Source organism: Mesorhizobium argentiipisi (SeqCode), from assembly GCF_037179585.1.
In the GTDB taxonomy this organism is placed as follows: domain Bacteria; phylum Pseudomonadota; class Alphaproteobacteria; order Rhizobiales; family Rhizobiaceae; genus Mesorhizobium; species Mesorhizobium argentiipisi.
In genome coordinates this window covers 25,338-37,312 of sequence record NZ_JAPYKO010000030.1, presented here as the reverse complement: position 1 = coordinate 37,312, position 11,975 = coordinate 25,338, and the positions used below count along the sequence as shown (strand labels likewise).

The window sequence follows — 11,975 nt, the reverse complement described above, 5'->3', positions numbered from 1 at the left end:
ACACTTCCCGCATCGTTCCACCGGTGCAGGAGGCGTCTCGATGGTCACGCGCGGCTTCTTTTCCGGACGGCGTCCTCCTTCCGACACCGACGCGCGCATCCCGCCGGGCCAGTACCTGGAACAGGGTTTCCCTGTTCTCTCGGCCGGGCCGACCCCGCGGGTGCGCACCGAGGATTGGTCCTTCACCTTGAAGCAGGGGCCGCGACCGCTCAAGAAATGGAACTGGGCCGAGTTCAACGCCCTGCCGCAGAGCAAGATGACGCGCGACATCCATTGCGTCACGGCCTGGACCAAGTTCAACACGCCCTGGCAAGGCGTGATGATCGACGACATCCTCGCCGATGCCGGCATCGAGCCGCCGACGGCCTACACGCTGGCGCTGTCTTTCGACGGCTATTCCACCAATGTGCCGACCAAGGACCTCGTCTCCGGCAAGGCGATGGTGGCGCTGCTCTATGAAGGCAAGCCGATCACGCCGGACCATGGCGGGCCGGCGCGGCTCCTGGTGCCGCATCTCTATTTCTGGAAATCGGCCAAATGGGTGAACGGGCTGCAGTTCACCGACCGCGACGAACCGGGCTTCTGGGAACTGCGCGGCTATCACATATATGGCGACCCCTGGCGCGAGCAGCGCTATTCCAGTGACCCGTGAGGGGCGATTTGTGAGCAGCAATCGATGAGTGCCGAGCCGTCGCCGCAATCGCCCTGGCAGGCAGCCACGATCACCCGCATCGAAAAGCGCACGCCACGCGTCACAAGTTTCTGGTTCCAGCTGTCGCGGCCCTTCGCCCATCTGGCCGGACAGCATGTCGACGTCAGGCTGACGGCGCCGGACGGCTATCAGGCGCGCCGTTCCTATTCCATAGCTTCCGCGCCGGGTGGCGGCGTCGAGCTCGCCATCGAGCGGCTCGACGACGGCGAGGTCTCGCCCTTCTTCCACGACGTGGCTGCCGTCGGCGACGAGATCGAGCTGCGCGGGCCGCTGGGCGGCCATTTCATCTGGGAGGAGAGCGACGGCGGGCCGATCCTTCTGGTCGGCGGCGGCTCGGGCATCGTGCCGCTCATGGCGATGGTGCGCCATCGTATGCTGCGCAACACGGCGGTGCCCGTTGTGCTGGTGTTCTCGGCGCGGGTCTGGGACGAGGTGATTTTCCGTGACGAGCTGATCGGCCTCGACGATCGCCGCGACGGATTCGATCTCGTGCTGACGCTGACCCGCGAACCGGCGAGACGGCCGTCCGACTATTCCCGACGCATCGACGCCCGCATGATGGTGCAGGCCGTCGAGCGCCTGCCGAAGGCCCCGAGGCTCGCCTATGTCTGCGGCTCGAACGCGTTCGTCTCAGCCGCCGCCGATGCCTTGATCGGCGCCGGCGTCCCGGCGGGGATTATCCGCACCGAGCGTTACGGTGTTTGATAGAAGAGCTTGGACTGCCGACCCCCAGCACCACGCCGCTGCCCCATCCGGCAGGAACCCCCTCGGTTATCAGCCAGAACGCGGATTGAAGCGAGCCGAATCGGCCCTTGGAACAGGAGCAGGATGGTTAATAGTATCGAAAAGTGACTGTTAGGGGATTCTAAAATCGAACTGAACGGTTCGTTTCTGTTGACGGTGCGTGCAGGACGTTGTGAACGCCGGTGCTCAGATACATTTGGTGAGCCAACTGTCGGATCCGAACAACGTGTTGATTAAGTTAGATAAAAATAGAGTCATAGGCATGCTTATGAAAACTTCAAGAGGCGGATTCATGGTCCAGACGGAAAAACTTCGTGATTGGAATCCGGCACTCGGCTCACCCAAATCAGCGCTGTCCGAACGACGCGATTTCATTCCCAAGACACGCCGCTAGACGGACGGAATATAAAGATACTGGAGTAGCAAAAATGAAAAAGATTGTTCTCACTGCCGCAGCCTTTCTGGCAATTTCCGGCAGCGCTTTCGCTGGCAGCGACAATTATGGTTCGCAGGCTGCAAATCCGCCGGCCACGGTTGATTCGTCGTACACCGCCTCGGTCCACAAGTCCGAACCGGCCGACCAGAAGCCTGTCACCACGGGCGCCGACCACAACCTTTTCGGCAACAACTAACAACCGACCTTGAACCGGCGGCGGACTAGCCCGCCGCATCGGTCGGATCACAAGATTCAGGAGCACTGAAATGAAGAAGATCGTTCTTGCCACGGCCGCCCTGCTGGCCGTTTCCGGTGCCGCTTTTGCGGGCAGCGACAATTACAGCAACAGTGGCGTCAACCAGCCTGCCCCGGCAGTCGACACCACCCGCACGTCGTCGATCAGCACCGACTCGCCTGTCTACAAGCTGCTGAACTCGTCGCGCGACGTACAGAAGTCGGCCCCTCAGGGCAGCGACCGCAACCACTTCGGCAACCACTGACAGCCGACCGTGATTTGAAGGAGAGAGCGGCGGGCTTGGCCCGCCGCTCTCTCCTTTGCCGGGAAAGCCAGCCTGCCGCTGGCCTCAGGCCGCTTTCGCTTCCTCGCGATGCAGCGTGAAGGAATGGCCGTCGGCATCGAAGATGTGCAGATCGCCGGCGCTGGCGTTGAGCCGCAGCGTCTCGCCGCGCTTGACCTCGACATTGCCCGGCAGTTTGGTCACCAGCGGCAGATCGGTGCGGCCGATATCGATATAGACGAGCTGAACCTCGCCGAGTTGCTCGATATAGTCGACCTTGCCTTCGAACAGATAGTCCGCACCTGTGGCGATCGCGAGATCCTCCGGCCGCACTCCGAAGCTGACCGCCGCACCATTCGCCGAGACGGGCGTCGCGATCGGCACCGTCGCCTTGCGGCCACCGACATGGCTGACCACGGTCGGATTGCCGGCCTTCTCGATCTTTGCCGGCAATATGTTCATCGCCGGCGAGCCGATGAACTGGGCGACGAACAGATTGCCTGGACGCTTGTAGAGTTCCATCGGCGTGCCGACCTGCTCGACAACGCCTTCCTTCAGCACCACGATGCGGTCCGCCAGCGTCATCGCCTCGACCTGGTCGTGCGTGACGTAGATCATCGTCGTGTTGGGCATCTGCTCCTTCAGCTTGGCGATCTCGATGCGGGTGGCGACGCGAAGTGCTGCGTCGAGGTTCGACAGCGGCTCGTCGAACAGGAACACCTTCGGGTTGCGCACGATGGCGCGGCCGATGGCGACGCGCTGGCGCTGGCCGCCCGACATCGCCTTGGGCAGGCGGTCGAGATACTTGGTCAGCTGCAGGATCTCCGCCGCCTGGCGCACCCGCTTGTCGATCTCGGCCTTGCTTTCCTTGCCGATCTTCATCGAGAAGGCCATGTTGTCGTAAACCGTCATATGCGGATAAAGCGCATAGGACTGGAATACCATGGCGATGCCCCGCTTCGACGGCGGCACGTCGTTCACCACCTCGCCGTCGATCTTCAGCTCGCCCGAGGTGATCTCCTCAAGGCCGGCGATCGACCTCAGCAAGGTCGACTTGCCGCAACCCGATGGCCCGACAAAGACGATGAACTCGCCCGATTTGATGTCGAGGTCGATGCCGTGGAGAATGTTGAGGTTGCCGTATGATTTCTTCACCTGGTTGAGCGTGACATCGGCCATGTTTTTCCTCTCCCGTTGATCTCTGTTTGCAAGTTCAGTCGATGCGTCCGAACCAGGCGCCGTAGCCGCCGAGGCGGACCGGCCCGCTGCCAGTCTGTCCCGAAAAGCCATGCCCGGGCAAGGGTTGCAGCGCGCCTTTGCCGAGATCGACCTCGGCGGGCTTGCTGCCGAGGTTGAAAGCGCAGACGATCCGCTCATTGCCCTCGCGGCGGGTGAAGGCGACGGTGTCGCCATCGCTTTCGATAAAGTCGATGTCGCCCTTGGCCAGCGCCGGATGCTGGCGCCGAAAGGCGAGGAAGCGGCGATAGTGCTCAAGCAGCGAGCTCGCATCGCCCTGTTGCACGTTGACGGCCTGCGACAGGTGCTTGCCCGGCACCGGCAACCAAGGCTTGGCCGTCGAGAAACCGCCATTCTTGGCGGCTGCATCCCACACCATCGGCGTGCGGCAGCCGTCGCGACCCTTGAACTCCGGCCAGAACCGGATGCCGTAGGGGTCCTGCAGGTCTTCGAACTTCAGCTCCGCTTCACCAAGGCCGAGCTCTTCCCCTTGATAGATGCATACGGAGCCGCGCAGCGACATCAAAAGCGCCGAGATCACCTTCAGATAGGCGGCCGGATCCGCCTCGTTGGCGGCCCAGCGCGAGGCGACCCGCATCACGTCATGGTTGGAGAAGGCCCAGCACGACCAGCCGTCGCTGGCAACCCGGCCGAAGGCCTCCAGCACCGCGCGCACTTTCGCCGCGCTGATCTTCTCCGGCGCCAGGAAGTCGAAGGAATAGCACATATGCACGCGCTTGCTGTCGGCGGTGTAGGCGGCCACCACTTCCAGACCGCGTTGCGAGTCGCCGACCTCGCCGACGGCGGCCTGCGCCGGATATTCGTCGAGAAGCGCGCGGAAACGCTCGAGGAAGCCGAGATTCTCCGGTCGGCTCTTGTCGTAGAGATGATCCTGGTAATTGTAGGGATTGACCGCGGGCGCCGTCTGGTCGTTGCGCTCTTCCGGCGGCAGCGGCGGATTGTCCTCCAGCCCTTGGCTGTGGAAGTAGAAATTGATCGTGTCCAGCCGGAAGCCATCGACGCCGCGCTCCAGCCAGAAGCGGGTGATGTCGAGCAGCGCGTCCTGGACCTCCTTATTGTGGAAGTTGAGGTCCGGCTGCTCAGCCAGGAAGTTGTGCATGTAATATTGCTGGCGGCTGGTGTCCCACTGCCAGGCCGAGCCGCCGAAGATCGACAGCCAGTTGTTGGGCGGCGTGCCGTCGGGCTTGGCGTCGGCCCACACATACCAGTCGGCCTTCGGATTGTTGCGGCTGGAACGGCTTTCCTTGAACCAGGGGTGGATGTCGGCGGTGTGCGACAGCACCTCGTCGATCATCACCTTGAGGCCCAGGCGATGGGCTTCCGCCACCAGCGCGTCGAAATCGGCCAGCGTGCCGAACATCGGGTCGACGTCGCAATAATCCGACACGTCGTAGCCGAAATCCTTCATCGGCGATTTGAAGAAGGGCGAGATCCAGATGGCGTCGACCCCAAGCGAAGCGACATAGGGCAGGCGCTGAACAATGCCCTTCAGGTCGCCGATGCCGTCGCCGTTCGAGTCCTGATAGGAACGCGGATAGATCTGGTAGATCACCGCGCCGCGCCACCAGTCGCGGTCGACGGCGGGGTCCGGTTGCGACGTCGCCTTCAAAGCCGATTGCATGTCTTCAACCTCCTTTCACCGAGCCGGCAAGCAGCCCGCGGACGAAATAGCGCTGCAGCGAGAAGAACACGAACAGCGGCACGATGATGGTGATGAACGCCGATGTGGTCAGGATCTCCCACTTGCCGCCGCGCGAGCCGAGCAGCGCGTTGAGCTTGGCCGTCAGCACGATCTGATCGGGCCCCGTGCCGAGGAAAACCATCGCCACCAGCAGATCGTTCCATACCCACAGGAACTGGAAGATCGCGAAGGAGGCAAGCACCGGGAAGGACAGCGGCAGCACGATCTTGACGAAGATCTCGAAGTCGCTGGCGCCGTCGATGCGCGCCGATTCCATGATCTCGCGCGGCAGGCCGGCGATATAGCTCCTGAGCAGGTAGATGGCGAAGGGCAGGCCGAAGCCGGTATGCGCCAGCCATATGCCGAGATAGGTCTTGGAGGGCACGCCGAAGAAGGCGCCGACGCCGTTATAGAGCCTGAGCAGCGGAATCAGCGACATCTGCAGCGGCACCACCAGCAGGCCGATGATGACCGCGATCAGGAGCGCCCGGCCGGGAAAGCGCATCCAGGCCAGCGCGTAGGCGGCGAAGGCGGCGATCAGGATCGGGATCACGGTCGCCGGAATGGTCACCGTCAGCGAGTTCATGAACGAGCGGCCGATGCCTTCGGAAAACAGCACGGCGTCGTAGTTGTCCGTGGTGAATTTCGGCGGCGCCGAGGAAGCGAAATAGACGCGCTGGCCGCGGTCGCCCTCGAAAGCCTTCGGTGACGACAGCACGAAGCCGCCGTCGGCATTCATCTGCAGTGTGACGCCGTCATTGAGGTCGGCAACCGATCCCGCCTTGTACTGCGTCGGCGCCGAAGATTTTACGCCGAATGCGCTGATCTCGCGCTTGGGGCCATCGCCGAAGATGTTGCCCTCGATGACGTATTTGCCGTCCTTCTGGGTTTGCGCCGACGCGCCCGGCAACCGTCCTGCCTCGCTCTGGCTGGAACTGGCAAAGGAGTTCCACCAGCCCGACGCAACGATCTGGTCCTTGTCGCGCAGCGACGAGACGAGAATGCCGAGGGTGGGGATTGTCCAGATCGCCACGAAGACGAGCACGGCGATATGGACGCCGAAGCGGCCGATAAAGGACTTTCCGGTCTTGGTCGCCATCTCAGTGCCCTCCCGTCTCTTTGTTGGCCTGGCGGATGTTCCAGACCATGATCGGGATGACCGCGATCATGATGATGATGGCGATGGTCGCGCCGCGGCCGAAATCGCCGCCGCCCCGGAACATCCAGTCGAACATCAGATTGGCGAGCACCTGGGTGTTCCACTGGCCGTTGGTCATGGTCAGGACGATGTCGAACACTTTGAGCACCAAGATGGTGATGGTAGTCCACACCACCGCGATCGTGCCCCAGATCTGCGGCACCATGATCTTCCAGAAGATCTGGAAGGGATTGGCGCCGTCGATCACCGCGGCCTCCAGCGTCTCCTCGGGAATGCCGCGCAGCGCCGACGACAGGATCACCATGGCGAAGCCGGTCTGGATCCAGATCAGGATGACCATCAGGAAGAAATTGTTCCAGAACGGCAGCGATATCCACACCTGGGGCTGGCCGCCGAAATACTGGATGATGGCGTTGATCAGGCCGATCTGCACCTGACCCTCGCCGCGATACTCGTAGATGAATTTCCAGATCACGCTGGCGCCGACAAAGGAGATCGCCAGCGGCAGGAAGATCAGGCTCTTGGCGATGGTGCCCCACCAGATCTTGTCGGTGAGCACGGCGATGATCAGGCCGAGGAAGGTGCAGGCGGCCGGCACCACGGCCAGCCACAATAGGTTGTTGAAGATCGAGTTGCGCAGATCGTGATCGCCGCCCGCCCATTCATAATTGGCGAGCCCGACGAAACTGGTGCCGCCGCGGTCGAAGAAAGAGAGCCACAGCGTCGCGACCACCGGGTAGATCAGGTAGACGGCAAGGATGATCAGCGCCGGGCCGACGAACAGCCACGGCCGGACATATCCCTGCCGGCGCAGATTGTTGATGGCGGCGGCGCCGGATACCCCGCGTGAGGGGAAAATGAGGTCGAGCAGTCTGTTGGCGCCCCAGAAATAGGCGACACAGCCGCCGACGCCGATGATAATGACGAATATGGCCGAGAAAATCTGAGCCGCCATGGGTCCCTCTCCCTGCGCATGACCGCCCAGCCGGGGCTGGCGATCAGATGCACCGACTTTCGGTTATTCGGAACAATCGAACGCGAAGGCTTCCGGCGTGGCCGCCGGTCGGACCCGGGCCGTGGCCCGGATCCGGTTGGAGGATGAGGAGGATTTCAGAGCAATTCAAGGAGAAGCGGTAACGGTTAGGTTCGGCGACTTCGCCGTAGGCTTCCGCCCCGGATTGCGTATAAAATCTGGGTCGCGCGGCGACCTATTTGATGCCGTCCCAGCTTTTCTGGATGTCGGCGGCGACGTCCTGCGCGGACTTGCCGCCGACCAGGTCGACCATGCCGGTCCAGAACGAACCCGCGCCGATCTTGCCGGGCATCAGGTCGGATCCGTCGAACCGCACCGTCGTGGCGCCGACCAGGATCTCGCCCTGCTTCTTCAGCGCCTCGCTGCCATAGGCATCCTTGTTGGCCGCCTTGAACGGGGTGACAAAGCTCTTCTGCGCCATCCACAATTCATGTGCGAGCGGCATTTCGAGGAACTTGATGAACTCGCGCGAGGCCTTGGAATCCTTGGTGATCATCACCAGCGTTCCGGCCACTTCCAGCGGCGTGCCCAGTTCCGGCTTGGAGGCGTAAGGCGGGTAGGGGAAGAAATCGGCGTCCTGGCCGAGCTTCACGTTTTCCGGGAAGAAGGACGGGATGAACGATGCCTGATGGTGCATGTAGCACTTGGGCGGCACGGTGAAGAGGCCTTTCGGACTGTCTCGGAAGTCGGTCGCCGCAACCGCCTTGGCGCCGCCGTCCACCATCTTGTCGTCGGTGGCGATCTTGCCGAAGATATCGATGGCGTTGACTACGGCCGGATCGGTGAACGGGATCTCGTTCTTGACCCACTTATCGTAGACCTCCGGCGGCTGCGTCCTCAGCATAATGTCCTCGACCCAGTCGGTCGCCGGCCAGCCGGTGGCGCCGCCCGAACCCAGCCCGATGCACCAGGGCTTGCCGCCATCGGCGATGATCTTCTTTTCGAGATCGGCGAGCTCTTCCTGGGTCTTCGGCACCTTGTAGCCGGCCTCGTCGAAATTGTCGGGCGAGTACCAGACCAGCCCCTTCACGTCGATCTTGTAGGGAAAGGCGTAGAAGCCCGGCTTGCCGTCCTTGCCATTATAGGTGCCGAGCTTGGCCCAGGAGTCGCCGGCGGCGTAGTTTTCCTTGATCCAGGCCGCGACGTCGTCGCCCAGCGGGGTGAGCACGCCCTTGGAAGCAAGATCCTGGATGAGGCCGGGCTGGGGCAGGACGGCGATGTTGGGCGGGCTGCCGGCCTGGGTGTCGATGACGATCTGCTGCTCATAGTTCTCGGACGAGGAATATTTCACGTCCGCGCCGGTCGCTTCCTGGAAATAGTCGAGAACGGAACGGACAAGCGCCTCGTCCTCGCCGCGCCACGGTCCGAAGATCGTCAGCGTCTCGCCTTTGAGGTCGACCTTCTTGAGGTCGTCGTAGTTCGCCCAATGAAATTTCGAATCCTCGCCCGGCTTGAACTTCAGTTCGGCTTGCGCCGGCAGGCTGAGGGTGAGTGCCGCGAACGCCGCACCCAAGAGAAGCATTTTCTTCATCGCAAGTCCTCCCAGTGGTCACAAACAGGACGAAACCTCCATTTCGTCCGCCGACGCCCGCGGAACTGTGACTCAACGAAAGGGCAACCGCAACCTTTCGAAGAGACTTCCAAAGCGCTTTGGCTATTTTGATCTCGCCATTGAATCGCCGGAGAGTCAAGGGGGAGAGTTCGTTAATCGATTTAAATCCCACGGGATCGGCTGCGGAAAGTGCACCGCAGCATGCTTTTTTGGCGCTGCAGCAGCAATTTTACTTCAAACTACGCGGGCAGACCTCTAAAGTCCGGTTGTACTTGACGGCTTTGCCAACAATCATCGGATCGATCCAAATTTGAAAGCGCTTTGAGGTTGGAGGCCTCCGATGAACCTCAAGCAACTCTCGCATATGCTGTCGCTCTCGCAAACCACGGTGAGCCGGGCGCTGAACGGCTATCCCGAGGTCAATGAGGAAACCCGGCGCCGGGTGATGGATGCCGCCAAGCGCCACGGCTATCGGCCGAACCCCAGCGCGCGCCGGCTCGCCACCGGCAAGTCGGGAATGATCGGTTATGTGCTGCCGACGGGTGCGGCCGTCGACATCGATCCGCACTTCGTCGAATTCCTTTCCGGTCTCGGCGACTATGCCCGTTCGCACGAGCTCGACCTCGTGCTGTCGCCCGCCGATGCCGACGATGAGGAAACGACCTACCGGCGCATCGTCGCCAACCGCCAGGTCGACGCCGTTTACCTTTCCTCGCCGCGTCCGGCCGACAAGCGGCTGGCGCTGGTCAACACGCTGGGCATTCCCTTCATCGTCCATGGCCGCAGCGAAGGTTTCGACTTCGACTATCCCTATCTCGACATCGACAATGAGGGCGCCTTCCACGAAGCGGCGCGCCTGCTGGTCCAGCTTGGCCACAAGCGCCTGGCGCTAATCAACGGCAACGAGCGCGAGACCTTCGCCATCCACCGCGAGCGGGGCATGCGCCGCGCGCTTGCCGCGAGCGGGCTGACGCTCGGCGAACGCCACATCTGCTCGGTAACCATGACCGAGGAAAACGGCTACCGCGCCGCCCGCCGCCTGCTCGAGGAGGCTGAGCCGCCGACGGCGATCGTCTGCTCCAGCCTGATCATGGCGCTGGGCGTCGTGCGCGCGGTGCGCGATCTCGGCCTCGCCATTCCGGGCGACCTCTCGCTGATTGCCCATGACGACGTCTTCCCGTGGCTGCGGCCTGAGAATTTCCCGGTGCCGCTGTCGACGACACGCTCCTCGATCCGCCTCGCCGGCGCGCGTGTGGCAGAACGGCTGGCGGCGCGCATATCGGGACTGGAAGAGGGCGCGCGCGGCGAGGTCTGGCCGGTGGATCTGGTGGTGCGGGGATCGGTGGCGGGAGCGCCGGTATAGGGCCCAATCCTACAGCCTCGCCTCCGCCGCCTTCCGGGCTACCGTCGTGGGACAACGGTCCGCCTTCGGCTGCTCCTGATGTTGGACCGTGACAACCGGTAAGCCAGAGCGGTCAACCGGTTCTGCAGAGTACGCCTTTTGCTGACATTCCCGTTCACCGAAGCGGATCCAATCCAATATCCTGGGCCGCCGCCGAAGACGTCGCAGGTGGTGATTGTCGGTGGCGGCATTATCGGCGTAACGACGGCCCTTTTCCTTGCCTCTCGCAACATTCCGGTGACGCTGCTGGAAAAAGGCCGCGTCGCAGCCGAACAGTCCTCGCGAAACTGGGGCTGGATCAGAAAGCAGGGACGAGACGCGGATGAACTGCCGATCGTCATCGAGGCTTCTCGCCTGTGGCGGCAACTGGCCGATGAATGCGGCGAAGACATCGGGCTAAACCAGACGGGCGTGACCTACCTGGCGAACTCCGACAAGGACATGGCCAAGTTCGAGGAATTCATGAAGATCGCCGCGATCCATGAACTCGACACGCGCCTTCTGGACGCTGACGAAACCGCAAAACTCATCAGCGGCATGTCGCGCAGGTTCAAGGGTGCGATGACGACACCCTCCGACATGCGCGCCGAGCCTTGGTTGGCGGTGCCGGCGCTCGCCAGGCTTGCCGTGCGAAAGGGCGCCAGGATCGTCGAGAACTGCGCGGCGCGCGCTCTCGAAATCTCGGCCGGCAGGGTCAAGGGCGTGTGGACCGAGGCGGGATATATCGAGACCTCCAGCGTGCTGGTCGCGGGCGGCGCCTGGTCATCCCTCTTCTTGCGAAGACACGGCGTAGCCATCCCCCAGCTCAGCGTCAGAGTAACCGTAGCTGCCACAGAACCCATGCCTGAGGTCTATTCAGGTGCGGCGGCCGACGACCACATCGCTTTCAGGCGCAGGCAGGATGGCGGATACACGCTCGCCGCAGGTGGCAGCCACTTGCTTTACCTAGGCCCCGACGCATTCCGGCACGCCACGCAATACCTTCCCGCCCTCAGGGACAATCCGTTCGGAACACGCTATTTTCCGTTCGCTCCATCGGGCTACCCCGATGGCTGGTCGACCCCGCGCGATTGGGCGCCGGATTCCGCAAGCCCTTTCGAAAAAATGCGCGTGCTCAACCCGGCCCCTGAGCCCGCCGGTCTGCGTTCGGTGGAACACAATTTCAAACGCCTGTTTCCACAGTTCGAATCGGTTCGCTTGAAGGCCGGCTGGGGCGGTATGATCGACGCGATGCCCGACGTCGTCCCCGTCGTGGATCAGGTGCGGGCAGTCGGCGGTCTTTTCGTCGCAACGGGCATGAGCGGCCACGGATTCGGCATCGGGCCCGGCATCGGTCGCGTCGTCTCCGACATGATCCAGGGAAATGAAACCGGGCACGATCTCAGCCGTTTTCGACTGTCGCGTTTCTATGATGGAAGCCCTGTCCGGCTAGGTCCGGCTCTTTAAATGGGCAACTGGTTGTTCCCATCTCGGCGATCGGC

11 protein-coding genes are annotated in these 11,975 nt (G+C 62.6%); 6 read left to right on the top strand and 5 right to left on the bottom strand.

Annotated elements, in window-relative coordinates; genetic code table 11:
- Positions 1 to 40 precede the first annotated feature (40 nt).
- From O7A05_RS28505 to O7A05_RS28490, 4 genes are all read left to right on the top strand, one after another.
- Positions 41 to 652: a sulfite oxidase-like oxidoreductase gene (locus tag O7A05_RS28505; RefSeq protein WP_337096429.1), complete on the top strand. Its 612-nt coding sequence runs from the start codon at positions 41 to 43 to the stop codon at positions 650 to 652.
- Positions 653 to 676: 24 nt separating this feature from the next.
- Positions 677 to 1,417, top strand: coding sequence for a ferredoxin reductase (locus tag O7A05_RS28500; RefSeq protein WP_337096428.1), 741 nt, complete (start codon positions 677 to 679; stop codon positions 1,415 to 1,417).
- Between the two features lie 467 nt (positions 1,418 to 1,884).
- Entirely contained in the window at positions 1,885 to 2,088 is a 204-nt protein-coding gene (locus tag O7A05_RS28495; protein ID WP_224588484.1) for a DUF680 domain-containing protein, read from the top strand.
- A 70-nt stretch (positions 2,089 to 2,158) separates the two neighbouring features.
- A complete protein-coding gene (locus tag O7A05_RS28490) occupies positions 2,159 to 2,392 on the top strand; it encodes a DUF680 domain-containing protein (protein ID WP_337096427.1) in 234 nt (77 codons plus the stop codon).
- A gap of 84 nt (positions 2,393 to 2,476) precedes the next feature.
- Here O7A05_RS28490 and O7A05_RS28485 read toward each other — a convergent pair whose 3' ends face one another.
- From O7A05_RS28485 to O7A05_RS28465, 5 genes are all read right to left on the bottom strand, one after another.
- Positions 2,477 to 3,589: an ABC transporter ATP-binding protein gene (locus O7A05_RS28485; RefSeq protein WP_337096425.1), complete on the bottom strand. Its 1,113-nt coding sequence runs from the start codon at positions 3,587 to 3,589 to the stop codon at positions 2,477 to 2,479.
- Positions 3,590 to 3,623: 34 nt separating this feature from the next.
- Complete coding sequence (gene bglA, locus O7A05_RS28480; RefSeq protein WP_337096424.1) at positions 3,624 to 5,288, bottom strand: beta-galactosidase BglA; 1,665 nt, start codon at positions 5,286 to 5,288, stop codon at positions 3,624 to 3,626.
- 4 nt (positions 5,289 to 5,292) lie between these two features.
- Entirely contained in the window at positions 5,293 to 6,447 is a 1,155-nt protein-coding gene (locus tag O7A05_RS28475; protein ID WP_337096423.1) for a carbohydrate ABC transporter permease, read from the bottom strand.
- 1 nt (position 6,448) lies between these two features.
- Positions 6,449 to 7,462, bottom strand: coding sequence for a carbohydrate ABC transporter permease (locus O7A05_RS28470; RefSeq protein ID WP_337096422.1), 1,014 nt, complete (start codon positions 7,460 to 7,462; stop codon positions 6,449 to 6,451).
- Between the two features lie 253 nt (positions 7,463 to 7,715).
- Positions 7,716 to 9,071, bottom strand: a complete 1,356-nt coding sequence (locus tag O7A05_RS28465; RefSeq protein WP_337096421.1) for an ABC transporter substrate-binding protein — start codon at positions 9,069 to 9,071, stop codon at positions 7,716 to 7,718.
- Positions 9,072 to 9,432: 361 nt separating this feature from the next.
- Here O7A05_RS28465 and O7A05_RS28460 point away from each other — a divergent pair, with 361 nt between their 5' ends.
- A complete protein-coding gene (locus tag O7A05_RS28460) occupies positions 9,433 to 10,455 on the top strand; it encodes a substrate-binding domain-containing protein (RefSeq protein ID WP_337096420.1) in 1,023 nt (340 codons plus the stop codon).
- Between the two features lie 138 nt (positions 10,456 to 10,593).
- Complete coding sequence (locus tag O7A05_RS28455; RefSeq protein WP_337096418.1) at positions 10,594 to 11,940, top strand: NAD(P)/FAD-dependent oxidoreductase; 1,347 nt, start codon at positions 10,594 to 10,596, stop codon at positions 11,938 to 11,940.
- Positions 11,941 to 11,975 lie beyond the last annotated feature (35 nt).